This is a genomic window from Shouchella xiaoxiensis, assembly GCF_016907895.1.
Lineage (GTDB): Bacteria > Bacillota > Bacilli > Bacillales > Bacillaceae_D > Shouchella > Shouchella xiaoxiensis.
In genome coordinates this window covers 18,822-42,154 of the sequence record NZ_JAFBCV010000005.1, presented here as the reverse complement: position 1 = coordinate 42,154, position 23,333 = coordinate 18,822, and the positions used below count along the sequence as shown (strand labels likewise).

General features: G+C 39.6%; 27 protein-coding genes. 20 read left to right on the top strand and 7 right to left on the bottom strand.

Annotated features, from left to right (window positions below):
- Genes JOC54_RS09405 through JOC54_RS09380 form a run of 6 tightly spaced genes read left to right on the top strand, consistent with a single transcriptional unit; the run spans window position 1 to window position 6,092 of the window.
- On the top strand, window positions 1-1,656 hold the full coding sequence (locus JOC54_RS09405; RefSeq protein WP_204465897.1) for a peptide ABC transporter substrate-binding protein: 1,656 nt from the start codon (window positions 1-3) through the stop codon (window positions 1,654-1,656).
- 49 nt (window positions 1,657-1,705) lie between these two features.
- Entirely contained in the window at window positions 1,706-2,635 is a 930-nt protein-coding gene (locus tag JOC54_RS09400; protein WP_204465895.1) for a S66 peptidase family protein, read from the top strand.
- 4 nt (window positions 2,636-2,639) lie between these two features.
- Window positions 2,640-3,548 carry a C40 family peptidase gene (locus JOC54_RS09395; protein ID WP_204465894.1) on the top strand — a complete coding sequence of 303 codons (909 nt, stop codon included), beginning with the start codon at window positions 2,640-2,642 and terminating at the stop codon, window positions 3,546-3,548.
- On the top strand, window positions 3,545-4,552 hold the full coding sequence (locus JOC54_RS09390) for an ABC transporter ATP-binding protein (RefSeq protein ID WP_204465893.1): 1,008 nt from the start codon (window positions 3,545-3,547) through the stop codon (window positions 4,550-4,552). The genes JOC54_RS09395 and JOC54_RS09390 overlap by 4 nt, the downstream gene beginning before the upstream one ends.
- Window positions 4,553-4,572: 20 nt before the next feature.
- Window positions 4,573-5,724, top strand: a complete 1,152-nt coding sequence (locus tag JOC54_RS09385) for a CapA family protein (RefSeq protein ID WP_035440362.1) — start codon at window positions 4,573-4,575, stop codon at window positions 5,722-5,724.
- 8 nt (window positions 5,725-5,732) lie between these two features.
- Window positions 5,733-6,092 (top strand): DoxX family protein, encoded by a 360-nt coding sequence (locus tag JOC54_RS09380; RefSeq protein ID WP_204465892.1) that lies wholly within the window; start codon window positions 5,733-5,735, stop codon window positions 6,090-6,092.
- Between the two features lie 42 nt (window positions 6,093-6,134).
- Here JOC54_RS09380 and JOC54_RS09375 read toward each other — a convergent pair whose 3' ends face one another.
- Window positions 6,135-6,476, bottom strand: coding sequence for a winged helix-turn-helix transcriptional regulator (locus JOC54_RS09375; protein WP_035418118.1), 342 nt, complete (start codon window positions 6,474-6,476; stop codon window positions 6,135-6,137).
- Between the two features lie 127 nt (window positions 6,477-6,603).
- Between JOC54_RS09375 and JOC54_RS09370 the strand changes: the two genes are divergently transcribed.
- Both JOC54_RS09370 and JOC54_RS09365 read left to right on the top strand, forming a co-directional pair.
- On the top strand, window positions 6,604-7,458 hold the full coding sequence (locus JOC54_RS09370) for a VOC family protein (protein WP_204465890.1): 855 nt from the start codon (window positions 6,604-6,606) through the stop codon (window positions 7,456-7,458).
- An 80-nt stretch (window positions 7,459-7,538) separates the two neighbouring features.
- Window positions 7,539-8,132: a nitroreductase family protein gene (locus tag JOC54_RS09365; protein WP_204465889.1), complete on the top strand. Its 594-nt coding sequence runs from the start codon at window positions 7,539-7,541 to the stop codon at window positions 8,130-8,132.
- Between the two features lie 29 nt (window positions 8,133-8,161).
- Here the strand turns inward: JOC54_RS09365 and JOC54_RS09360 are convergent, their stop codons facing one another.
- Window positions 8,162-8,845 (bottom strand): universal stress protein, encoded by a 684-nt coding sequence (locus JOC54_RS09360; RefSeq protein WP_054794787.1) that lies wholly within the window; start codon window positions 8,843-8,845, stop codon window positions 8,162-8,164.
- A gap of 579 nt (window positions 8,846-9,424) precedes the next feature.
- Between JOC54_RS09360 and JOC54_RS09355 the strand changes: the two genes are divergently transcribed.
- Genes JOC54_RS09355 through JOC54_RS09325 form a run of 7 tightly spaced genes read left to right on the top strand, consistent with a single transcriptional unit; the run spans window position 9,425 to window position 15,266 of the window.
- A complete protein-coding gene (locus JOC54_RS09355; protein WP_204465888.1) occupies window positions 9,425-11,842 on the top strand; it encodes a Na+/H+ antiporter subunit A in 2,418 nt (805 codons plus the stop codon).
- Window positions 11,829-12,251, top strand: coding sequence for a Na(+)/H(+) antiporter subunit B (locus JOC54_RS09350; protein WP_035418113.1), 423 nt, complete (start codon window positions 11,829-11,831; stop codon window positions 12,249-12,251). Before JOC54_RS09355 ends, JOC54_RS09350 begins: the two co-directional genes overlap by 14 nt.
- Window positions 12,252-12,254: 3 nt before the next feature.
- Window positions 12,255-12,599 (top strand): Na(+)/H(+) antiporter subunit C, encoded by a 345-nt coding sequence (locus tag JOC54_RS09345; protein WP_035418112.1) that lies wholly within the window; start codon window positions 12,255-12,257, stop codon window positions 12,597-12,599.
- Window positions 12,592-14,079 carry a Na+/H+ antiporter subunit D gene (locus JOC54_RS09340; protein WP_204466238.1) on the top strand — a complete coding sequence of 496 codons (1,488 nt, stop codon included), beginning with the start codon at window positions 12,592-12,594 and terminating at the stop codon, window positions 14,077-14,079. The genes JOC54_RS09345 and JOC54_RS09340 overlap by 8 nt, the downstream gene beginning before the upstream one ends.
- 35 nt (window positions 14,080-14,114) lie before the next feature.
- On the top strand, window positions 14,115-14,597 hold the full coding sequence (locus JOC54_RS09335; protein WP_035418111.1) for a Na+/H+ antiporter subunit E: 483 nt from the start codon (window positions 14,115-14,117) through the stop codon (window positions 14,595-14,597).
- The gene (locus JOC54_RS09330) at window positions 14,597-14,881 is read left to right on the top strand and encodes a Na(+)/H(+) antiporter subunit F1 (protein ID WP_035418110.1); all 285 of its coding nucleotides are present in this window, start codon (window positions 14,597-14,599) and stop codon (window positions 14,879-14,881) included. The genes JOC54_RS09335 and JOC54_RS09330 overlap by 1 nt, the downstream gene beginning before the upstream one ends.
- The gene (locus tag JOC54_RS09325; RefSeq protein WP_035418107.1) at window positions 14,859-15,266 is read left to right on the top strand and encodes a Na+/H+ antiporter subunit G; all 408 of its coding nucleotides are present in this window, start codon (window positions 14,859-14,861) and stop codon (window positions 15,264-15,266) included. The genes JOC54_RS09330 and JOC54_RS09325 overlap by 23 nt, the downstream gene beginning before the upstream one ends.
- Before the next feature lie 17 nt (window positions 15,267-15,283).
- Here JOC54_RS09325 and JOC54_RS09320 read toward each other — a convergent pair whose 3' ends face one another.
- A complete protein-coding gene (locus JOC54_RS09320) occupies window positions 15,284-16,108 on the bottom strand; it encodes a PRC-barrel domain-containing protein (protein WP_035418106.1) in 825 nt (274 codons plus the stop codon).
- Between the two features lie 124 nt (window positions 16,109-16,232).
- Here JOC54_RS09320 and JOC54_RS09315 point away from each other — a divergent pair, with 124 nt between their 5' ends.
- From JOC54_RS09315 to JOC54_RS09300, 4 genes are all read left to right on the top strand, one after another.
- Complete coding sequence (locus JOC54_RS09315) at window positions 16,233-17,069, top strand: SDR family oxidoreductase (RefSeq protein ID WP_035418105.1); 837 nt, start codon at window positions 16,233-16,235, stop codon at window positions 17,067-17,069.
- 139 nt (window positions 17,070-17,208) lie between these two features.
- Window positions 17,209-18,177 (top strand): sugar phosphate isomerase/epimerase family protein, encoded by a 969-nt coding sequence (locus tag JOC54_RS09310; RefSeq protein ID WP_035418104.1) that lies wholly within the window; start codon window positions 17,209-17,211, stop codon window positions 18,175-18,177.
- A gap of 12 nt (window positions 18,178-18,189) precedes the next feature.
- Window positions 18,190-19,230, top strand: a complete 1,041-nt coding sequence (locus JOC54_RS09305; RefSeq protein WP_035440360.1) for a Gfo/Idh/MocA family protein — start codon at window positions 18,190-18,192, stop codon at window positions 19,228-19,230.
- A gap of 14 nt (window positions 19,231-19,244) precedes the next feature.
- On the top strand, window positions 19,245-19,985 hold the full coding sequence (locus JOC54_RS09300) for a sugar phosphate isomerase/epimerase family protein (RefSeq protein ID WP_204465887.1): 741 nt from the start codon (window positions 19,245-19,247) through the stop codon (window positions 19,983-19,985).
- 263 nt (window positions 19,986-20,248) lie between these two features.
- Here the strand turns inward: JOC54_RS09300 and JOC54_RS09295 are convergent, their stop codons facing one another.
- The gene (locus JOC54_RS09295; protein ID WP_204465886.1) at window positions 20,249-21,025 is read right to left on the bottom strand and encodes a DNA glycosylase AlkZ-like family protein; all 777 of its coding nucleotides are present in this window, start codon (window positions 21,023-21,025) and stop codon (window positions 20,249-20,251) included.
- Window positions 21,026-21,041: 16 nt separating this feature from the next.
- Window positions 21,042-21,218: a hypothetical protein gene (locus JOC54_RS09290; protein ID WP_204465885.1), complete on the bottom strand. Its 177-nt coding sequence runs from the start codon at window positions 21,216-21,218 to the stop codon at window positions 21,042-21,044.
- 53 nt (window positions 21,219-21,271) lie between these two features.
- On the opposite strand from JOC54_RS09290, the gene JOC54_RS09285 reads away from it, so the two are divergent.
- Window positions 21,272-22,195: an MBL fold metallo-hydrolase gene (locus tag JOC54_RS09285; protein WP_204465884.1), complete on the top strand. Its 924-nt coding sequence runs from the start codon at window positions 21,272-21,274 to the stop codon at window positions 22,193-22,195.
- 4 nt (window positions 22,196-22,199) lie between these two features.
- On the opposite strand, the gene JOC54_RS09280 is transcribed toward JOC54_RS09285, so the two are convergent.
- Together JOC54_RS09280 and JOC54_RS09275 are read right to left on the bottom strand one after the other, a co-directional pair.
- Window positions 22,200-22,838 carry a YesL family protein gene (locus JOC54_RS09280; RefSeq protein ID WP_051990955.1) on the bottom strand — a complete coding sequence of 213 codons (639 nt, stop codon included), beginning with the start codon at window positions 22,836-22,838 and terminating at the stop codon, window positions 22,200-22,202.
- Between the two features lie 90 nt (window positions 22,839-22,928).
- Window positions 22,929-23,237, bottom strand: a complete 309-nt coding sequence (locus JOC54_RS09275; protein WP_035418102.1) for a hypothetical protein — start codon at window positions 23,235-23,237, stop codon at window positions 22,929-22,931.
- Window positions 23,238-23,333 lie beyond the last annotated feature (96 nt).

Sequence of the window (23,333 nt, the reverse complement as noted above, 5' to 3'; positions counted from 1 at the left end):
ATGAAAAAGAATTGGTTGGTTGGCTCGTTCGTTGCAGTATTAGCTTTAACAGTAGCAGGATGTACGACGGGAAGCTCAGGAGATGATACAAATACGCCAAGCGACTCTGAAAATGGGAGCGGGGAAGAAGGGGAATCTACAGGCGATAAGATCCTGTTATTAAATAATGGGGCAGAACCAGCGACATTAAACCCACAAACGGCATTTGAATCTGTCTCGAGTGCGCCGCTAAATAATCTAATGGAAGGTCTTCTTAGGTTAGGAAAGGATCACACGCCTGAAGAAGCAACAGCTGAATCGTATGACATTTCAGATGATGGTTTAACGTATACTTTTACAATTAGGGAAGATGCAAATTGGTCCAATGGAGATCCTGTAACAGCAGGAGACTTTGAGTATGCTTGGAAGTTACTTGTGAACCCAGAAACTGCCTCTTCTGCAGCTTTTTTAGCCGATTTAATTGAAGGTGCTTCTGAATATAATGATGGATCTGGTTCGGTAGATGATGTGATGGTGACCGCGCTTGATGAGAAAACGCTCGAAGTTGTCTTAACAAGTCCGCAACAATATTTCTTAAATTTAATTACAAATCCGTCCTTCTTTCCTGTCCACCAAGAAACATCTGAGGAAAATGCGGATTGGCATACGAGTGCAGATACGTACATTGGTAACGGACCGTTTGAGTTAAGTGGCTGGGACCATAATTCAGAACTCCGTATGACAAGAAACGATGAGTACTGGGATGCGGACAACGTGGCGCTTGATGGCGTAACCTGGAATATGATTGAAGATGCGAATACCGCCTATCAATTGTTCCAACAAGGAGGACTTCACTCCGTCGCTCCTCCTGCTGATTTAGCTGAATCACTCATTGCTGATGGTGAAGTTGATTTATACGAACAGGCAGGAACCTACTTCTATCGCTTCTTAACAACAGAGGAACCGTTCCAAAATAAGAAAATTCGCCAGGCATTTGCGAAAGCTGTTGATCGCGAGTCCATTGTTGAACAAGTTATTCGTCAAGGTCAAGAACCGGCAGGCGGATTTGTCTCTTATGGCTTTACGGAGCCTTCAGGCGAAGATTTTAGAGAAGTGGGCGGTGACCTTTTTGAATTTAATGTAGAAGAAGCAAAACAACTACTAGAAGAAGGGATGGCAGAAGAGGGCTATGATGAGCTGCCGCCAGTAACAATTTCTTATAGCTCTGGACCAAGTGAACATGAGCGCATTGCAGAAACGTTGCAAAACATGTACAGTACCAATTTAGAAATAGACGTAGAACTTCAAGTTGTTGAATCAAGCGTATTTCTTGACCGTCAACGTGGATTAGAAATGCAAATGTCTCGGTCATCTTTTCTAGCGGATTATGCTGACCCAATCAATTTCTTGGAAAGCTTTATTACGGACAGCTCCATGAACCGTACGGGGTGGTCAAACGAAGCATACGATCAATTAATTGCTGAATCAAAAGTTGAAGGTGATGAAGAAAGACGATTTGAACTTTTACATGAGGCTGAGGAAATTGTACTCGAAGAAATGCCATTTTTCCCACTCTATTTTTATAACCAACCAGTGTTGCAAAGTGATGCGGTCTCTGGAATTGTTCGTCATCCAGTTGGTTATATTGAATTAAAATGGGCTGATTTGAACGAATAGCATAAGAAGAGAGGAGTTGTTCTCCTCTCTTTTTGTTTAGGAGGAATTTATGAAAATCGTTAAGCCGTCTCTATTAAAAAAAGGCGATACCATTGGGATCATTGCACCTGCGAGCCCGCCTGAGTTAAAAAAAATTCATTATGCAAAAACGTTCTATGAAAAAAAGGGCCTAAAGGTAAAACTTGCACCCTCTGTCGGAAAACGCAACGGCTATCTTGGCGGGTCTGATCAAGAACGAATAGCGGATCTAGAATTCATGTTCAAGGATCAAACCATTAAAGGTATTTTTTGCGCATGTGGGGGGTATGGGACACCGAGGATTGTTGATCAAATTGATTATCAGCTCATTAAAGAAAACCCTAAAATCTTTTGGGGCTATAGCGATATTACTTGCTTGCACACAGCTATTTTTCAACGTACAGGTTTAATTACGTTCCATGGTCCAATGCTAAGTTCCGATTTGGCGGTAGACGAATTAGATGCTGTTACAATAAATGGGTTGAACCAGGTCTTTGCAAAAACTGAAATTATGATCAATCAGTCGACACAACCGCTACACACTCTCATGCAAGGGACAGCTAATGGTCCGATTGTTGGAGGGAATTTAACACTACTTACGAGTTTACTAGGTACGCCATATGAAATAGATACGAACGGGTCTCTACTTTTTATAGAAGAAATTGAAGAAGAGCCATATAGAATTGACCGCATGCTGAATCAATTAAGGCTCGCTGGAAAATTAGATCAAGCGGCTGGCTTTGTAATTGGTCATTTTAATCAATGTGAACCAAAGACTCCAGCAAAATCGCTCACGCTTGAACAGGTTATTCAACGCTATCTGGTCATTGAGGGGAAGCCGTCTGTTAGTGGTTTTCAAATTGGACATTGTCTTCCCGTTAAGTCTATTCCGCTTGGAGCGAGGGCAACACTCGATGCGGATTGTAAACGATTAATGATTGAATCTGGTGTGAAGGAGTGAGAAAATGGAAGAAATGAAAGTGAATGTGCCCGTAGCAACTTTATGGACTTCTCCTGAAAGTCCAAGAGATGTTGATCTGGCAGCCATTCAAACCCCAACTTTTTATGAACAATGGTTGGAAAAACTTACGTTTGAACAGCGTTTGCAGTTGTGTACGAATAATCTAGTGCAAAGTCAAGTGCTTTTTAATGAAACAGTTCTGGTATTACGAGAAGAAAACGGATGGGCAGAAGTTTTACTACCCAACCAACCAACGCTTAAAAATATACGAGGCTACCCTGGCTGGATTCCATTCGATCAGTTAACTCCCTTTAACTATCAATCTCATAAAGAAGTACGCATTAAAAGCACAGCTGCTAAATTAAAAATAGAAGGGCAGCAGCATGAATTGAAATTAAGTTATGGAACCGTCTTACCAGTATTTCGAGAGAATGAGAACAATGTCTCTGTTCAGACCCCACTGGGAAAAGGCTATTTAAATAAAGAAGATATTGAGGCGGCTAATGAAACATACGGAAGTGAGATGCTTGTTGACTCAGCAAGGCGATTTATTGGTCTGCCGTATTTATGGGGTGGCATGAGCAGCTTTGGGTACGATTGTTCAGGTTATGTTTACGCTATGCACCGTTCGATTAATATAACGATCCCTAGAGATGCGTCGAATCAAGTGAAAACAGGAAAGAACGTTCAGTTTAAACATGCAGAGCCAGGAGACCTTCTTTATTTTGCTTATGAAGAGGGGCAAGGTGCGGTTCACCATGTGGCGATGTACACTGGTAACGGACGAATGATTCATGCGCCTAAAACAGGGAAGACGATTGAAGAAATTGAACTTAATGGAACTGTTTATGAGAAAGAACATTGTGCAACTAGAAGGTTTGTTGGTGCATCTAACTGGAGGGATTTAGCGTGAATAAGCCTATTTTAGAAGTAGAACATTTAAAAAAACATTTTAACATTCGAAAAAACCAAACGTTAAAAGCGGTTGATGGTGTTTCTTTCTCCATTCAAAAAGGAGAAATGTTCGGTCTTGTTGGAGAATCAGGATGCGGAAAATCTACTTTAGGTAGAACAGTGCTTCGACTTTATGACCAAACAGCTGGTACAGTGCGCTATAATGGTGAAAATGTCCATCAAGCAGATGCAAAAACAAAAAAGCAGTTAGACCGTCGTATGCAAATGATTTTTCAAGATCCTTATGCATCATTAAATCCCCGCTCAATGGTGGTTGATATAATTGCAGAGGGAATGGATATCCATCATCTTTATCAGGGGAAAGAACGACTACGTCGTGTGCATGAATTACTTGAAATTGTTGGGTTGAATAAGGAACATGCGAATCGGTACCCCCATGAATTTAGTGGGGGACAAAGACAACGAATTGGTATTGCAAGAGCCTTAGCGCTTGAGCCGGAATTTATTGTGGCTGATGAGCCCATATCTGCTTTGGATGTTTCCATACAAGCTCAGGTTGTTAATTTACTGCAAAAATTACAAAAGGAAAAGGGTTTAACGTTTTTATTTATTGCCCATGACCTCTCAATGGTTCGGCACATTAGTGACCGTATTGGTGTTATGTATCTAGGAAAACTTGTTGAAATAACAACAAGTGAGCAGCTGTATCAAAACCCACTTCATCCATACACAAAAGCACTCCTTTCAGCTATACCGATACCTGATCCTGATTTAGAAGATAAACGTGAATCGATTATTTTGAGAGGTGAAATTCCTAGCCCGATATCCCCTCCTAGTGGATGTGTGTTTCGTACAAGGTGTCCACAAGTAATGGAGCAGTGTTCGTATAGCGAGCCACAAATTCGCGAATATGAAACGGGACATTTTGCTGCGTGTCACTTGTATGAAAGAAATCATACTTTGCAAGGAGTGCAAGAATCGGCTGCAACAAAGAGCACATAACTGTTTTAAGGAGGAAAGCAATGAATTATAAGTATCCTGTTGTTATAGGCGCTGGATTGTTGTTAATGGCAGGAGGTTGCCAGACACAGGAGGAAGTTCGTGAAACTGCCGTATTAGGAACAATTGATCAAAGAACAGCTCAATTATTAGGGACAGATAACAAGTTATTCTCAAAGACGGCGACCATTAGTACGATAGGCGATATTCTTATTCATGATCGTGTATACGACGATGCGCGCACAAATGATGGCTTTGATTTTGTACCGATGTTGGAAGATGTAGCGCCTTATCTTGAAGCAGCTGACGTGACCATTGCCAATCAAGAAACGATGATTGGTGGAGAGGAATTAGGATTGTCAGGCTATCCTGCTTTTAATTCCCCTTTCGAAGTTGGTGATGCCCTAAAAGCATCAGGAGTAGATGTTGTCACTTTAGCAAACAACCATACACTTGATCGTGGTCCACAAGTGATTATGAATGCTCTAGATCACTGGGACAAGCTTGATATGGTTTATACAGGATCGTTTCGAGATCAGGAAGATGCAGACGAACTTCGGATAGTAGAGAGTAATGGGATTGCTATAGCAATCTTAAGCTACACGTATGGAACAAACGGAATCCCTATTCCAGATGGACGAGATTATTTAGTCAATTTGGCAATACCTCAATTAATGGAAAAACAAATTAAAGAAGCAGATGAAAAAGCAGACGCTGTGCTTGTTGCCCTTCATGCAGGCGATGAATATGTAGATTATCCGAATGATCAACAAAGAGAATGGGTGCAGTTAGCAGCAGATAGTGGAGCAACTGCTGTCATTGGCCATCATCCCCATGTTCTGCAGCCTGTTGAATGGGTAGAGGGTGTGCATAATCATGATATGCTTGTCGTGTATTCGTTAGGAAATTTTTTATCAGGCCAATTCGATCATCCGAGACGAGTAGGAGGAATTTTTTCCTTTGAGTTGGAGATGCAAGATAATGGAAAGGCTCGGGCAATTACACCATCATTTATGCCTACGTATGTACAGTTCGAAGAGGATAGTAGCAATTATCGCGTAACGCCAATGAAAGATTTAACAGATGAAGAATTACCTGATGTGCTTGACCATATGCAAGATGTTGATAGTCATATGAGTCAATGGGCACCTGAACTAGAGGTCATTAAGGAGTAGAAGGCTTTATGTTAAGATCAATTGGATTGTACGTTTTTGCGAGTTTATTTTTTCTAGCAGGTGTGGGACATTTCGTCATCGATTCGTTTTTTATCGATGCAATGCCAGGCTGGGTTCCCTTTAGAGCTGCAATCGTCTATTTATCTGGTGTCGTGGAAATGCTTTTGGCGGTCTTGTTAGTTTATAAACCGACAAGGGCAAAAGCAGGCGTTTGGACAGCCCTATTTCTCATACTGGTTTTTCCTGTTAATCTTTATATGGCATTTACACCGAGTCAATATGATCTTCCAGCTTTTGCGCTCTGGTTAAGGTTACCTCTCCAATTTGTTTTAATTTGGTGGGTATTAAAAGGAACAAAACCGAATTAAAAGAAGCAGGCATTCCTTAAGTGATGTCTGCTTCTTTTTTATCTATCTTTCTTGAGTTTGTGGAAAGGTATTATCCAAATGTTCAATATGGTTTTTGCCCCAATTGTGCATCGCGTCCAAAATCGGTTTAAGGCTCTCTCCATAAGTTGTCATGGAATATTCAACTTTTGGTGGAATTTGCGGGTAGACTTTGCGCTCTATAATATCATTTTGTTCTAGTTCTCTTAGTTGGGACGTGAGCATTTTTTGAGTTATTCCAGGTATTGCCCTCTTTAATTCATTAAATCTCATCACATCCTTAGTAATGAGTTGAAATAAAATCTTATGCTTCCATTTACCAACAAGAATTTCTAATGCGGTGTCAACTTGGCAAGATGTTTCCAATTAATCATCACTCCTTGGGCTTTAGTATCCTTTTTAATACTATAGTACAAATAAGTGCGTACTTACAATAATGAAGAGATTTAAGTAAACTAATTTTAACTCATTTTCAAATTTAGGAGGAAAAAAGATGATTCATGAAGATTCGTTTTTAGGTGAAGTAACGCTAATTGTTAAAAATATAGAGCGATCCCTAGACTTTTATACAGAAACATTAGGTTTTCAATTTAGTATGATTCGACCAGGAGAAGCCGTTCTTTTCTCTAACACGGAAACACCTCTGCTTATCTTAAAAGAAGACAAACAAGCGATAGAAGTGCCCCCAAATACGTATTTAGGTCTTTACCATTTTGCTTTATTATATCCAGATCGTCAAAGTTTAGGTGCTCAATTAAAAAAGTTGCTTGAATTGAATGTACGTATAGGTGGTGCCGATCATTCTGTGAGTGAAGCCATTTACTTAAATGACCCTGATGGTAATGGAATTGAATTGTATCGTGATCGACCTCGAACAGAATGGCAGTATGATCAAGATAACCATGTGTATATGGATACAAAAGCGCTTGATATAGAAGGTCTCTTGCTGGAAGCTACCGAATGGAAGGGCCTTCCTGATGGTGTGAAGATGGGACATATTCATTTTCATGTGGATAATTTGGATCAAATCGAACACTTCTATAAAGACATTCTTGGGTTTAGCGTCATGACTTATTTCGGACGACAGGCTCTTTTTATGGCTGCTGGGGGATACCATCACCACTTTGGTTTTAATACATGGGCTAGTAAAGACATTCAGCAACCAAAACCAGCTGTAGGGTTAGAACTTTTTACGTTAAACATCCCGGATGAACGTTCTTTCCAAGAGTTAAAAGAGCGATTAGAGAGGCATCAGCAGGAGATTATTAAGCATTCAAATCACTCGTTTTCATTAGTTGATCCATCGTTTAATCGGATGAAAATCAAGCTGGTTGAATCAAAAGCATAATAGTTGTTATTCGTACAAAATCTAGATAAACTTAAAAAAATTAGTCGGATTACTTCAGACTACCTGAGGGGGGAGACGAAATGACACTGTTTTATGAAGCGGTTGAGAAACGTCGTTCTACTAATAAAATTAGTAAAGAGCTGGACATTAGTGATGAAAGAATTGAAGAAATCATTAGTCATGCACTAAAGTATGTCCCGTCTGCGTTTAATTCACAAACAACTCGTGTTTTATTGTTATTGGGAAAAGAGCATGATTGGTTTTGGTCTGAAACAGAAACACTTATCGAACAAGCAGGCACTGATTATAAGCAGGAAAACAGCGAAGTTGCGCTTTTAAAAGCTGGTTATGGTACCGTATTATTTTTTGAAGACGAAAACGCGGTAGCTGCGGCACAACGAAAGAACCCTCAATATCTTGAATACTTCGCCGAATGGGCTGATCAAACTTCAGGTATGCACCAGCTTGCTGTTTGGACCGCATTCGAAATAGAAGGAATTGGGGCATCGTTGCAACATTATCAGCCTCATGTTGATGAGATGGTTTCAAGTCGTTGGAGTGTGCCAGCTTCTTGGAAGTTAAAAGCACAAATGCCGTTTGGAAAGCCCTTGACCTCTTCTTCAAATGAAAAAGGGAACAAAGAGAATCATGTCGAGTTAAAGATCTTCAAATAAAAAAACGGTTACCGTGGAGGTAGCCGTTTTTATTTAAGCGTTTCTTCTTTTAGTTCTGGATAAATTTTAGTTGGTTCTGTAACACGATCGTCTGTGATATGAACTTGAACCATTTTATTATGTTTCATAAATTTAAAAACACCATTATTAAAGTCAGTTCCGGTTTCTTTAAAGAATATTCCTTCATACTTTGCCTGTTTTGTATGAGTGAAAAGCAAGTGGTAGCCTTTTTCATCTTCAACAATATAGGCGCGTACTCCCTTTTCAAAATGCCCTTCTAATCCTTTGATCGCTCGGTCACACGAAACGACATGGAAGTCAACGAACGGAATTTCACGAAGTAATACGTTCATGAATGAACCTTTTGTGATTTCTTCCCAACGGCTTTTTGCCGTTTGGCCAATAATAATTTGTGTGATGTGGTGTTCCCGTGCTACTTCTGCAATCACTTTAACAGCTGGTTTTTTTTCATTGTCACGAATGACAAATTCTTCTACATCACATTCTTCAGCTAATTCTTTCCAACGATCAATATAAGCTGACTTTTCTGCGTCTAATTCGTCGTAAGGGAGTGAATCAACAGTCAATATATAGAGAGGACAATCAAGCATACTGGCGATCTTTGCTCCACGTCTGATTAAACGCTCACCGTTTGGTCCGTAATAGACACAGACCAATATACTCTCATCCATACGTCCTTTTGCTTTCTTCATTAAAGAGTTCACCTCAGTTTTTAAAATAAGTAATCTAAGAACACTTGAAACGCACTTAAAACACGCCTTCAGTCACCCTTATGCCACTGAGGCTTTTATGAAACCAAGCCATTATATAACGTAATTCCAAAAAATACAATCGAAATTGAAAAACAGTTGCTTTACCCATAAAATGCGCGCAAATCGAATTTGCTTGGACGCAAATGTGACAGATTCGACACATCTATTCATTTCCAAGTGTATATCTGTGCAATGAATTAAAAAATAGTATATACTTTTTTACATAAAGTAATCATCAACGATTCATAATGAGAAAATCCTTCGATTAACACCTTCCACTTTTTTGAGTGAAGTGTTTACCTATCCAATAGGTATGTTGGGCGTGCAGTGAACGATTGTACTGCGCGATTTTGACTTGTGCATACAAGATTCCAACAATTGCTTCAATCATACACCCTCTTAACAGGAAAGCACAAGCGTTGATTGACTTTGTTTTTTTGGGGTAAACTTTGAATGATTTTAAGATCAGATGAATGCGTACATAGATGATAGCATGATGTTAAGAAGGAGGTTGTGTTTTTGTACACGTTAAATATAGCAATTGTTATTCCTTTTATAGTCGCTCTTTTTATTCCACTTCTCTATAAAAAATTCGGACGTGTTCACACTGGATGGTTTGTCCTTGCTGTACCAGTTGCACTTTTTATTTATCTTGCCCAATTTATTCCGTCGATAGCAAGAGGAGAAGTGTATTTTAGTGAGGTTCCTTGGATCCCTTCATTAGGAATAAATTTTGCAGCCTATTTAGATGGCTTAAGTCTAATACTTGCCTTATTGATTACAGGTGTAGGAAGTCTAGTGGTTTTATACTCCATCTATTATTTGTCAAAAGAACGTGAGTCACTTGGTCATTTCTATGTGTACCTTTTAATGTTTATGGGTGCCATGCTCGGCGTTGTTCTGTCAGATAATTTAATGGTCCTTTATTTATTCTGGGAATTAACCAGCATATCTTCTTTCTTATTAATTGCGTATTGGTATCACCGCCGCCAATCAAGATATGGTGCACAGAAATCAATGTTAATTACTGTAACTGGTGGTATTGGAATGCTTGCCGGGTTCATCATGTTAAGCACGATGACTGGGACAAATAGCATTAGAGAGATTATCGCTACAATTGGTCAGTATACGGACCACACTCTGTTCATTCCTGCGATGCTCTTGGTTCTGTTAGGAGCCTTTACGAAATCCGCGCAGTTTCCGTTTCATATATGGTTGCCAGATGCGATGGAAGCACCTACACCAGTTAGTGCTTACTTACACTCTGCAACAATGGTTAAAGCCGGAATCTATTTAGTTGCCCGCTTCACTCCAGTGTTTGGAGGAGATGCAGTTTGGTTCTGGGTCGTGAGTATTGTGGGTCTAGTAACGTTGTTTTGGGGTTCTTTTACCGCCATCAGACAAACGGATCTGAAAGCGCTACTCGCCTATTCAACGATAAGCCAACTTGGTCTTATTATGAGCTTACTTGGTTTAGGTTCAGCAGCTCTCTACTTTGATGAAGCGACTGAGGCAACAGCCTATTACTCGCTTGCCATTTTTACTGCATTGTTTCACTTAATTAATCACTCCACTTTTAAAGGGGCATTGTTCATGGTCGTTGGGATTGTCGACCATGAAACAGGAACGCGTGATATTCGGAAGCTTGGCGGGTTAATGACGATTATGCCAATTACGTTTACGCTTGCCGTTATCGGGAGCTTTGCGATGGCCGGGTTGCCACCGTTTAATGGTTTCCTAAGTAAAGAAATGTTCTTCACGAGCACGTTGCGGGCGTCGGAACTTTCCTTCTTCTCAATGGAGACTTGGGGGTTAATGTTTCCGGTTGTAGCTTGGGTGGCGAGCGTTCTAACCTTTGTCTATTGTATGATCCTTGTTTTCAAAACGTTTTTTGGAAACTATCAGCCAGAAAAACTTGAGAAAAAAGCACATGAAGCACCACTTGGTATGTTAATCCCACCAGTAATCTTAGCAAGCCTTGTTGTAGCGTTTTTCTTCTTCCCAAATATCATAGGGGAATACTTAATCCAACCGGGGTATGGAGCAATTTTGCCAACCTTCATGGAAGCGAATCTCCCTGATTATGACATTGCACCATGGCACGGAATCAATACGGAATTATTAATGACCTTAGGCGTTGTTGGATTTGGGATTGTTTTGTATCGACTTTGGCCGAGCTGGAGTGGAATATACGCACTATTCCCAGCAAAATTCTCGCTCGATAGTTTGTACAATCATACGCTTATGTCGGTTGAACGTCGCTCAACGTCACTAACGAACCGCTACATGACAGGCAATATGTATCATTATATGGTTTATATTTTCATTGTCATTATTGTTGTAGTGACCGGAGCTATTGCGTACACTGGGGCGTTTCGTTTTGACCCGTCAAATGATGCACCAATTAGTATCTATGAAGCCTTTATTGCAGTTGTTATGGCATTAACGGCAATTGCTATTCCATTTGCAAAATCAAGATTAACAGCCATTTTATTAAATGGTGTACTCGGTTATTTATTAGCGCTGTTCTTTGTGTTTTTCAGAGCTCCAGATTTAGCCTTAACTCAGCTTGTTGTTGAAACGGTTTCGGCATCGTTGTTCTTATTATGCTTCTACTTCTTACCTGAATGGGAAAAAGAAAAGAGAAAACGGAAGATAAAAGGTATAAATGCTATTATTGCACTTTCAGTCGGTACACTTGTCACGATGCTTGCTTTATCTGTTCAAAGTAACCGCTTGTTTGATTCGATCTCTGCCTTTTATGAAAATGCTTATGAACTCGCTGGTGCACAAAATATCGTTAATGCGATCTTAGGAGACTTCCGTGCGTTTGATACAATGCTTGAAGTTGTCGTCCTCTTAATTGCAGGTATCGGAGTGTATGTACTGATTAAGCTTAAGGCGAATAAGGGGGGACGAGACGTTGAAAACAAATGATGTCATACTTCATACGGTAACCAAGGTCGCTGTTTTCATTATACTGACTTACGGTGTTCACCTTTTTTTAGCCGGACACTATGAACCAGGGGGCGGGTTTGTTGGAGGTCTTGTCTTGGCTTCCGCATTCGTCTTACTTCTCTTAGCGTTTGATATTGAAACAGTGCGATTAGGAATGCCAATTGATTTTAAGCTTCTCGCCGCAGCTGGTGCTTTTATCTCTGTGGGAACAGGTCTTGCAGCTATGGCATTTGGTGTTCCATTCCTTAGCCAAACTGAAATATCTGCTACTGTACCAATCCTTGGTGAAATCCCACTAGCATCGGTTGTTTTGTTTGAAGCTGGTGTCGCATTTGCCGTAATAGGCACGGTTGTAACCATTATAATTAGTATAAGTGAGGATGTTTAGCTTATGGAAACAATGATGTCTGTCTTAGTCGGGATACTTGTGACTGTAGCAACGTACTTGATTCTTTCCAAAAGCTTGCTCCGAGTCATTTTGGGAACGGCGATTATGTCCCATGCAGTCCATTTGCTAATTATGATAATGGGCGGCTTTTCACGCGATTCAAGTGCGCCTCTACTTGGGGAGGAAGCAGCATCTTACACAGATGCTCTGCCACAAGCTTTAATATTAACAGCGATTGTTATTAGTTTTGGTGTAACTTCCTTCTTCCTTGTTCTCGCGTATCGTACGTATAAAGAATTAAAAACAGATGATCTTACAAAGTTAAGGGGACATGATAATGATGAATAATTTACTTGTGCTACCAATGGTCCTCCCTTTAATTGTAGGTATTGTACTCATCTTTTTGAGACCATTTATTGTCACGCAGCGTGTGATTAGTTTGTTGACAATGGTGGTTACGTTTGGAATAAGTCTTTACTTATTAATAGAAGCTCAACTAAGTGGTATCGTAACGCTCGACTTTGGTGATTGGGCAGCTCCATTTGGAATTACATTTGTGGGAGATAGCTTTTCGTTGTTGCTTGTAACAACGGCTTATCTCATAGCTTCCATTTCATTGCTCTATGTATTTTCTTCAATTGGTGAGGAAAAAGAGCGGATGTTTGTATATCCTCTTATTCTTCTACTATTAGCTGGTGTGGCTTGCTCTTTCCTGACAGGAGACCTATTTAACTTGTACGTTGGGTTTGAAGTTATGTTGCTTGCATCTTATGCACTAATTGTACTAGGTGGAGAAAAGGGACAATTAAGAGAATCAATAAAATATGTTCTTGTTAACGTTTTTTCTTCATTTATTTTCTTAATCGGTATTGCTTACTTATACGGTGTACTTGGCACATTAAACTTTGCTCATTTATCTGTACGTATTGCCGAAGTCGGACAAACACCGATTCTTACAACAATCGGCATTATCTTTTTACTTGTCTTTAGTTTAAAAGCAGGATTGTTGCTTTATTTCTGGTTGCCAGGTTCGTATGGCGCTCCACCAATGGCAATCGCAGCCTTATTTGGAGCCCTGCTTACAAAAGTAGGCATTTATGCACTGTTTCGGTTTTTTACCTTATTGTTTTATCACGAACCGCAAATAACGCACACGCTTTTAGCTGTAATGGCGATACTAACAATGATAGGTGGATCAATCGGAGCAGTCGCTTACAATGACCTCAGAAAAATCATTTCTTATAATGTCGTCATCGCTGTCGGGTTTATCTTAAGCGGTCTGGCGATCTTTAACAGCGCTGCAATAGAAGGAGCCATTTTCTATTTAGTTCATGACATGATTGTAAAAGCATTGCTATTTATTCTTGTTGGACTAACGATTTACTTATCTGGAACAGCTCGACTCGAACAGATGAGCGGAATGATTCGAAACTATCCGTTACTCGGCTGGTTATTCTTTATTACAATGATCTCTTTAGCAGGTATTCCACCACTAAGTGGATTCATTGGTAAAGTATACGTTGCCCAAGGCGCAATTGAAGGTGGAGCCTTTGTCTTGTTGGCATTCACACTGATTTCGAGTATCTTTGTTTTATACTCATTGCTACGGATCTTCCGGAATGTTTTCTGGGGTGAAACGATTATTAGTAAAGACAATATGATCCCTCTGAAAAAGAGAGTGCTTCTCCCTGGTGTGTTGTTAGCTGTTGCTACATTGGCGCTTGGACTAGGAGTTGAAGGTATTGCAGGAATTGTGACAGATGCAGCAGAGACGTTAATGAACCCTGACATCTATATTGATGCTGTTTTAAATCAAGGGGGCGTCTAAATGATGAAGATTAAACAAAGAGGAGGGACCTTCATATGTTAGGCCAACTCTTGTTAAATATATTAATTGCTTTTCTGTGGGTGCTTCTTCAAGATGAGGATAGCTTTCAATTTTCAACTTGGTTTGCTGGCTTTTTAGTTGGTATGGGTATTTTGTATGTAATGCGCCGATTTTTTTTCAAAGAGTTTTATTTGCAACGTGTTTATGCAGCGTTTAAATTATTGCTTATTTTTATCCGAGAGCTCATTACATCTAGCGTATTAATTATAAAGCAAATCTTAAGCCCGAAAATGAACTTAACTCCAGGAATCTTCACGTATAAAACAAAGCTTGAAGGAGATTGGGAAGTAACAGCACTTGCGCTTCTTCTGATGCTTACACCTGGCTCGGTTGTACTTGAAATTTCACCAAATAACGATACGTTTTATATCCATGCGATGGATATACCAGACTCTAAAAATGCAGTATTAAGAGCAATGACAAAATTTGAGAAGGCAATTATGGAGGTGACGCGGTAATGTTTGAAGCGATCTTAATCACGGCACTCGTTTTGTTTGCTTTAGCAATTGGTATTGCAGCATATCGCATTATTAAAGGTCCATCAATGCCCGATCGTGTTGTTGCCCTTGATGTCATTGGGGTTAACTTAATTTCAGTTGCTGCAGTTGTTTCAATTGTTTTAGATACAAGAGCATTCTTAGAGGTTATATTGATTGTTGGTATTTTAGCGTTTATAAGTACGATTGCTTTCTCTAAGTTTATAGAGAGGGGGGTCATCATTGAACGCAAGCGCGACAGGTGAAATGGTCGGAGCGATCTTAATCCTCGCTGGCGCCATTATGGCCGTGGTAAGTGCAATCGGAGTCATTCGACTGCCAGATGTATACACACGATCGCATGCGGGGACAAAGAGTGCAACATTAGCCGTTTTACTAACTTTAACAGGAACGTTTATCTATTTTTGGTTAGCTGATCATTATATTAGTATTCGCTTAATCTTAGGGATTGTATTTGTTTTCTTAACAGCACCTGTAGCAGGACACTTAATTGCGAGGGCCGCTTATCGTTCGAAAGTTCCTTTAACGGAAACGAGCGTTGAGGATGAACTTAAGAAAGTGTTAGAGGAAGAAAACTACAATGAACCTGATTTAACTGAATCAGAGCGTAAAGAAAAAGAAGACGGCTAAAGTGCCGTCTTCTTTTTTTATAGTTCCCAATAAGGTTTGAGGCTATAATGCGCATGAAGGCTAGCTTCGTACTCTCTCGTGATTGGATTCTCTTTTTCATGCTCAGGAGCAGTTTCGATTCGTTTTTTCTCAACGCTTACCGTTAAAGTTTTATCAAACCATGTCACATCTTTTAGAGCACTCATTGAGAGAAGAACAGGTTCTTTTTGCATAAAACCGCCTGTATCAATAACCATGTAGCGTACATGCCAGTCGTCTGATTTCTCGACAACAAAATCGATAATTTTGCCAACCTCTCCGCCTTTTGCATGAACATGGTACCCGCGCAATTCATCAAGGCTAAACAGGTGAATTTGATCTTGTTGCATTTTTTCCATTTGCTGTTCGTCGGTTCCCGTTTTAATTGCTTCGTCGGTTCCTTCAGGATTCTCACTATTTGGCACATAAACTGGCGGGATAAGGGGTGCGCCTGCAGCAGCATTTGTTCCATAGGTTGAGGTAACAGGAACAGCTGGTGTCCCCCAATACGTCGGCCACCCGTAATGATTGTTTAGTTCCCTTTCATAGTAACGATTAATAGGAGCTTGCTCATCGGGCTTCGGGCTATCTTTTATTTGTTGCTTAGTTGCATCAACACTAATCGACCCGTTTTCTTTATCGATCTCTTTGAATGCTTTAGTACTTAGCAACACTTTTCCACCAAAAAACCAAGTTCTCGTATCACCAACAAAGTAGCGTAACTGAAGTGTATGTGAGTCAACAAAGAAATCATTCAAATGTCCAAGTTCTCCGTCTCGAGCACTCATCGTAAACGTTTCCAATGTTTTCGCATGTAGTAACATCATCATTCCTCCATAACCGTATTAACTGTCTATAACCGTATTAATCATAACTGAAACCAAAAGAAAGAATTTAGTTTTAAGGTATACTAAAAGAGGGAAGCCATAAATAGGAGGGATTCACACTATGAAAGTAGCTGTAATTACAGGAGCTAATACAGGTATGGGATTTAGTACGGCATTGGTTTTAGCTAATAGCGGGATGCATGTTATTATGCTTTGCCGAAATGAAAAACGTGGGAAGCAAGCATTGTCTGATTTGGAATCGCGTAAAAAAAACGGTAGTGCTGAACTAGTCATATGTGATCTTGGTTCGTTAGAGAGTATTCGTTACGCAGCGGCAGAGATAAATTCGAATTACAAACAGATTGATGTGTTGATTAATAATGCAGGAGTTGTGAGTCCTAAAAGAGAGGAGACGGTAGACGGCTTTGAAATGCAAATTGGTGTGAATCATCTAGGACATTTTCTTTTGACAAATTTATTACTTGAACGTTTAAAAGCTGCGGCTAACGGTCGAATTATTATTGTGTCGTCTGGAGCCCATAAATGGGGGCACTTTTATATAAATGACCCACATATGCATGAACATTATAACGTCTTAAAGGGATACGGTCAGTCAAAATTATGCAATCTACTATTTGCTAAGGAACTTCAAGCAAGAGTAGAAGGTACGGGTACCTCTGTCTTCACTTTACATCCAGGTGCTGTGGCAACTAGCTTAGGTGTGAATAGAGAAACAGGCTTTGGTAAGGCCATTCATTCGCTTCTTAAACCAGTATTCTCTAGTCCTCGCGAAGGGGCGGATACAGCTATTTATTTAGCTCTTTCAACTAAAGTTTCAGCAAAACAGGGCCACTATTTTGTAAATCGCAAGTCAGCAAAAATTAGTGAGCGGGCGCAAGATGAAAAAATGGCAAAGAAGCTTTGGCTTTGGAGTGAAAAGCAAACCAATTTAACTTAAAGAATAAAAGTAAACTTCGGTTTACTTTTATTCTTATTTTTTTTGAAAAAGGGGGTTAAAAAGAGTCGCTAAAAGAAGTACAATAGGTGTGAAAGAGTTACCTTTAAATATGAGATCGATTTCATAGGAGGGTTTTATAATGAAATTAGGCGTATTTGCAGTATTGTTTGCTGAGAAACCATTTGAAGAAATGCTTGATCATGTAAAACAACTAGGACTAGAAACAGTTGAGATTGGCACAGGAGGGTATCCTGGAACGGCTCACTGTGATCCAGCTGAGCTCTTAGCGGATGAGTCTAAATTGAAAGCGTTTAAAAAAGCAGTTGATGACCGTGGGCTAACAATTTCAAGTCTAAGCTGTCATGGAAACGCTTTAACTCCAGATGAAGCGTTTGCCAAATCGTCCCATGAGTCATTTGTACAAACGGTGAAACTTGCAAAAAAATTGGGTGTTACAACAGTAACGACTTTTTCTGGTACACCAGGTGCATATGATGGGGCGAAACAACCTAGTTGGCCAGTTGCGGCGTGGCCAAATGAACATGGTGAAGTTTTAAAATGGCAATGGGAAGAAAAGTTAATTCCATATTGGAAAGAGATGGCTGCTTTTGCTGCCGATCACGATGTGAAAATTGCGTTAGAGCTTCACGGTGGTTTTCTAGTGCACTCACCTGCTACCTTGTTGAAACTAAGAGAAGCGTGTGGAGATGCAATAGGAGCTAACGTTGACCCAAGTCATTTATGGTGGCAGGGCATTGATCCTGTTGCTGCAATAAAAATATTAGGGAAAGCCAATGCAATTCATTTCTTCCACGCAAAAGATACATATATTGACCAAGATAACGTCAATATGCACGGCTTACTTGATATGCAATCGTATGCAAATTTACAGGATCGTGCTTGGTATTTCCGTTCCGTAGGCTATGGCCACGACGTGAAAACTTGGGCAGATATTATTAGTGCCTTACGTTTAGTTGGTTATGATGGAGCGATTAGTATTGAACATGAGGATGGGCTCATGTCGATTGATGAAGGTTTCCAAAAAGCTGTTGATACACTTCAACAAGTATTGATGAAAGAGCCAGCCCCAGATATGTGGTGGCTGTAAGGAGGAAGTAAGATGTCAAAAATTAAAGTAGCGGTAGTAGGCTGTGGTTCGATTGCCATTCACCGACATGTCCCAGAATATGCAGCTAATCCTAATGTAGAGTTAGTGGCTTTCTGTGATTTAAATCAAGATGTAGCTCAAAAAATGGCGGATCAATACGGCGTTACAAATGTGTTTTCATCTCATGAAGACATGTTAGCAAATGTAAATGAGATCGATGCAGTCAGTGTATGCACACAAAATGTCGATCACGCTCAAGTATCTATTGATGCAGCAAATGCTGGATGCCATGTGCTTTGTGAAAAACCGATGGCTACATCATTAGAAGAAGCTGAAAAAATGATTGATGCGGCAGCTGCGAACAATGTTCAGCTTATGATTGGTCATAATCAACGTCTAATGCCTCCACATGTAAAAGCAAAAGAGATTCTTGAGTCTGGAAAAATCGGTCGACCGCTAACATTTAAAACGACGTTTGGCCATGGCGGAGCTGATTCTTGGAGCATCCAAGGAAAAGATACATGGTTTTTGAAGAAAGATAAAGCGTTTGTTGGAGCGATGGGCGATCTAGGAGTCCACAAAATTGATTTAATTCGCTGGTTGCTAGGAGAAGATGTGAAAGAAGTAGCTGCCTTTGTTGAAACGCTAGATAAAGATGCAGACGTCGATGACAATGCGACTACTTTATTACGAATGGAAAGCGGTACAATTGGAACAATGGCTGCAAGCTGGACCTATTACAAAGGTGAAGATAACACAACGACGATCTATGGGGAAAAGGGTGTGCTCGAAATTCACGACGATCCAAATGTCCAAGTCATTGTGAAGCTTACAAACGGAACGGTAGAGCGCTACACAGTGGGAGCAATTGCAACAAACGATGCTGGTGGTCAAGTTACAAGTGGGGTAATTGATGAGTTTATCTCGTCAATAAAAGAAAATAGAGAGCCGCTAATAACAGGTGAAGAAGGGAAAAAATCCCTGCGCGTTGTTTTAGCTGCGTTAGAATCAGCTAAGTCAAAATCATTTGTTTCTGTTAAGAATATAGGCTAGGAGGAGAATCTTTAATGGAACAACTAGGATTGGCACTTTACACTTTGCGCAATGAGCTGGAAGAAGATTTTAAGGGAACGCTTGAAAAGGTAAAGGCAATTGGCTATAGCGCCGTTGAATTTGCTGGGTTTGGAAATAACAGTGCTACTGAAATCAAAGCAATGCTTAACGATATCGGTTTAGAAGCTTGGTCAAGTCATGTACCTTTAGACCAGTTGCGAACAAACCTAGATGCTGTAATTTCATTTCATAAAGAAGTCGGCATTCAGTTTGTTGTCTGTCCATTTGTTGCTGAGGAAGAGAGAAGAAACAAAACGGATTATTTTAATTTAGCGGAAGAGCTTGAGACAATTGGCCATTCGCTGCGCGAAGCAGGGCTAACGCTTTGTTATCACAATCATGATTTTGAATTTGATCAGTTTGATGATGAGCTCGGTCTTGATATTTTGCTAAGAAATACAAGAACGTGCAATATGAAGCTGGAGTGTGACACATTCTGGGTGGAATTTGCGAATCATGATGCAAAAGCATATGTGTTAAAGCATGAGAATCGAGTTCCTATTATCCATTTAAAAGATATGAAAAAAGCTGAAAAAACGTTTGCAGAAGTTGGAGAAGGTAGATTAGATATTGCAGGCATCATTAAAGCGGCCAAAGAAGCTGGGACAACCTATTTTATTGTAGAACAAGACGTTTGTGAACGTCCTCCACTAGAAAGTGTTGAAATCAGCTATAAGAATTTACAGAACATCTAAAGAAAAACGTCACCTATTTTAGGTGGCGTTTATTTTGTCCATTTAACAGTCAAGTTAGCACTTTAATCAAGGTGCTGTATCGATTGATCCCAATCTATCTGGTAGGCTCCTATTCGCTTTGCGAGTTGTTCAAGCGCTGCTGCAAGATTTGCAAAGTTTCCTTCTGTCATAGGGAAATCTTTTACTAAATAAATTTGCTCAACAACTAGTTGGCCATTGGCGCGATTATGATGACTAGAAAGCTGTCCAACGAGTTCACCATTCTATAAAATAGGCATCCCATAAGGACCAATCTTCCTTTTCGATGCTGGTGTGTATATTTCCCAACGGTAAACAAAGGAGTAAAGATCCTCAATTCGTTCTCTTCTCCATAGAAAAGGATCAAGTGGAGAGAGAAATTGTATGGAAGGTTCAAGTTCCCTTGAATGACTTAATAAGCTGTCAAGATCGTTTGTGAGAATCGCGTATGGGCGTTTTACACCTTCAATCGTCACAGAAGTAAATAAGTTAGAATCAATGTTACGTTGATGGAACTGTTTTCGTTGACTTGCAGTTAATCTTTGCCATCCATAGCGTGGATCATCTGAGCTGAACAAGCGATAAGCTCGTGCATACTTTACTAATAGCTGTTGTGCTCGTTCATCCATACTCATGTCGTTTTCTTGATGTCGTATCGAATGAGGAATTACATCAGCTGTTCTAGCGAAATAGCGTGTTGCGCCAATTCGATTTACAATCTGAATGTCACCTGTATAAAAAAGAAGCTGCAGTACATGACTCGTTTCTTTTGTCGTTAGTAAATCGGTGTCCCAACCGCCTTTCACTTTTTTTAACGATGTAAAAGCTGCTGATGCAAGAGGGCCTTCGTTTTCTAAGCGAGATAAGATGGTGGACGTGCTCTCCTTATAACGATTTAATTCTTCCTTGTATCGAAGTGAAAAATGGTGGCGTATATCTGCAAAAAGCGGGTAATCTGTTAAAGGAAGTAAACACGCTGCCTGAGCAATGTATTCAAATGCATGTCCTTCTTTTAACAACAATTCGAGTTGTGATGGTTTATAATTTGGGTATTCGCAGACTGGCTGTTAAATGATGATTTTTATCAACAATTGAAACAGGATCTAATTGAATCGCTTCTAATTCACTCAAGAGTTGAAGGGTATTTTTATAAAGGGGAGCTACTTTTTTCTGATATAAAAAACGTTTTGCAGTCTGACGTGATATAGTAAGCATAACGGACTTCCTTTCAATAACGAAAAAATTTATAAAGTATAGCGAGGTCTACTATGACGCGAAAGAGATATGAAAACATTGATCAAATAAAAAATAACCACACGTTTCTTGATTTTATAAAATGGTACAAGGAAAGAATGGTCAAGAAGAAAGATTTAAGTGAAACAATTGCTTTTACAAAATCACCATCATTTAAAAATATACATATGGAGAAGTTTAATTCAATTACGTGGATTGGACACGCGACTTTTTTAATCCAGTTAAATGGGATGAATATATTGACAGATCCTGTGTGGTCCAATTTTATGGGGACTACAAAACGGGCTGTCCCAAATCCTTTCCCGATTTCAAGTTTACCAGCAATTGATTATGTTCTCATCTCTCATGGGCATTTTGACCATCTTGATTTTAAGACATTAAAGCTAATTCCAGGAAATCCAACAGTTTTGATTCCCTCAGGATTAAAGCATTTATTTGTAAAAAAAGGCTACCCATCAGAAGCTGTATTTGAGTTTAATTGGTGGGACAATTGGAAAGAAAATGGTGTTTCATTTACGTTTACTCCTGCACAACATTGGGTTCGTAGAGGCTTGTTTGATATGAACCAGTCTCATTGGGGCGGCTGGCATATTGAGACACAAGCAAAGACGGTTTATTTTGCAGGTGATAGTGGTTATTTTGATGAATTTAAAAAAATTAAGCAAACGTTACAAGCGATTGATTATGCGCTTTTACCGATTGGTGCTTATGAACCGGAATGGTTTATGGAAATTGACCATATGCAACCGGAGCAGGCAGTTGAAGCATTTTTAGATTTACAGGCGAACACTTTTATTCCGATGCATTATGGAACATTTCGATTAGCTGATGACACAGGTCCGGAAGCGCTTAAAAAGCTTCATGATTATTGGCGTAAAAAAAACATTCCTGAAGAACAAAAAAAAGTACTCCCAATTGGAAGTACGCTGTGGATTTGAGGCATTAAGCCGCTTCTGCTTGGCTTCTCTGCCTCTCTTCGTTACGTATAAAGCCAGAATGAGAAAACCACATAAGTAAAAAGATTGGAATGGAAACTCCAAAAAAAGGTAATACGCCAGGGAATTGAAACATTAAATAATATGCTGCAAGCAAACTAACAAGCATACCGACACTTAAGAACGGGCGCACAACCGCATGTAGAACAGCATGTTTGAGTAATTTACCAATTGTTAATTCGTAATGTACAAAAACAGTAAATGAATAAAAGAATGTAAGGACATAAAGAATACTCAACAAGAGCAACGGAAGTGATAGCATGGCGATATACGGATTGGTATGATTGTAAACAAACAATAAATCAATGAGTAAAATAAATCCAATCGCAGTTAGACAAAGACCTAATCTCTGCACTTTCCAATAATCTTTTTTAAAGTAAGTGAGAAACGTTTTAAAGATTGGGAGCTCCGTCTCACCTCTAATCCATTGCCTTGAAATTGCAAACGCAGCTTGAGTCGCTGGAAATAACCCTCCTGCAATTAGTCCTGCAATCGTAAAACCAAGCCATAACAAATTTAATAGAGCGAGACGCATAATCCACTCTGCTACTCGATAAATACCACCCATTAATCCGTTCATTTCCATTGAAGATACCACCTCTTTTGAAAGCGTTATCTAAATTGTATCACAAAAATCAAAAAAAGAGCTGCTAATTTAGCAACTCTTGCAAGGATTTTATTTTAAATCTTTCACAACTTCTTTTGTTTCAATCGTCCCTAGATCATAAATGATGGTATACAGTTGTTGAAGTTCATTGTCTGTTCTATCTTTATCCCGGTCTGCTTCTTTTTCTTGAAAAGGACGTTGGAAAACTTCCTCTTGGCGAAAGTCTTCGGAACGAATTTGATCAATTAACGCTTGAATTTGATCCACTTCTTTACTTGTGGCGTAAATTTCATATTGAATGGTGTTATCGGGTAATTTCAGGTCGGAAATTTGCAACATAGCCATATCTACCGTTACATAATAGCGTTCTCTGTTCATAGTTAAAAACTCCTTTACAAACGTTGTTAGTTTTCTTAGTTCCCCTCTTTAACTCTCCATACACTTCTTTTTTTTTGCTAATAAATGTTTACGTAT

Excerpts from the sequence above, each read along its gene's own strand:
- JOC54_RS09340 (WP_204466238.1), top strand. The coding sequence starts at position 12,592 with ATGAATAATTTACTTGTGCTACCAATGGTCCTCCCTTTAATTGTAGGT.
- JOC54_RS09330 (WP_035418110.1), top strand. The coding sequence starts at position 14,597 with ATGTTTGAAGCGATCTTAATCACGGCACTCGTTTTGTTTGCTTTAGCA.
- JOC54_RS09320 (WP_035418106.1), bottom strand. The coding sequence starts at position 16,108 with ATGTTACTACATGCGAAAACATTGGAAACGTTTACGATGAGTGCTCGA.
- JOC54_RS09380 (WP_204465892.1), top strand. The coding sequence starts at position 5,733 with ATGTTAAGATCAATTGGATTGTACGTTTTTGCGAGTTTATTTTTTCTA.
- JOC54_RS09405 (WP_204465897.1), top strand. The coding sequence starts at position 1 with ATGAAAAAGAATTGGTTGGTTGGCTCGTTCGTTGCAGTATTAGCTTTA.
- JOC54_RS09395 (WP_204465894.1), top strand. The coding sequence starts at position 2,640 with ATGGAAGAAATGAAAGTGAATGTGCCCGTAGCAACTTTATGGACTTCT.
- JOC54_RS09360 (WP_054794787.1), bottom strand. The coding sequence starts at position 8,845 with ATGAAGAAAGCAAAAGGACGTATGGATGAGAGTATATTGGTCTGTGTC.
- JOC54_RS09335 (WP_035418111.1), top strand. The coding sequence starts at position 14,115 with ATGTTAGGCCAACTCTTGTTAAATATATTAATTGCTTTTCTGTGGGTG.
- JOC54_RS09365 (WP_204465889.1), top strand. The coding sequence starts at position 7,539 with ATGACACTGTTTTATGAAGCGGTTGAGAAACGTCGTTCTACTAATAAA.
- JOC54_RS09370 (WP_204465890.1), top strand. The coding sequence starts at position 6,604 with ATGATTCATGAAGATTCGTTTTTAGGTGAAGTAACGCTAATTGTTAAA.
- JOC54_RS09310 (WP_035418104.1), top strand. The coding sequence starts at position 17,209 with ATGAAATTAGGCGTATTTGCAGTATTGTTTGCTGAGAAACCATTTGAA.
- JOC54_RS09305 (WP_035440360.1), top strand. The coding sequence starts at position 18,190 with ATGTCAAAAATTAAAGTAGCGGTAGTAGGCTGTGGTTCGATTGCCATT.
- JOC54_RS09275 (WP_035418102.1), bottom strand. The coding sequence starts at position 23,237 with ATGAACAGAGAACGCTATTATGTAACGGTAGATATGGCTATGTTGCAA.
- JOC54_RS09400 (WP_204465895.1), top strand. The coding sequence starts at position 1,706 with ATGAAAATCGTTAAGCCGTCTCTATTAAAAAAAGGCGATACCATTGGG.
- JOC54_RS09285 (WP_204465884.1), top strand. The coding sequence starts at position 21,272 with ATGACGCGAAAGAGATATGAAAACATTGATCAAATAAAAAATAACCAC.
- JOC54_RS09385 (WP_035440362.1), top strand. The coding sequence starts at position 4,573 with ATGAATTATAAGTATCCTGTTGTTATAGGCGCTGGATTGTTGTTAATG.
- JOC54_RS09300 (WP_204465887.1), top strand. The coding sequence starts at position 19,245 with ATGGAACAACTAGGATTGGCACTTTACACTTTGCGCAATGAGCTGGAA.
- JOC54_RS09290 (WP_204465885.1), bottom strand. The coding sequence starts at position 21,218 with ATGCTTACTATATCACGTCAGACTGCAAAACGTTTTTTATATCAGAAA.
- JOC54_RS09280 (WP_051990955.1), bottom strand. The coding sequence starts at position 22,838 with ATGGAAATGAACGGATTAATGGGTGGTATTTATCGAGTAGCAGAGTGG.
- JOC54_RS09315 (WP_035418105.1), top strand. The coding sequence starts at position 16,233 with ATGAAAGTAGCTGTAATTACAGGAGCTAATACAGGTATGGGATTTAGT.
- JOC54_RS09345 (WP_035418112.1), top strand. The coding sequence starts at position 12,255 with ATGGAAACAATGATGTCTGTCTTAGTCGGGATACTTGTGACTGTAGCA.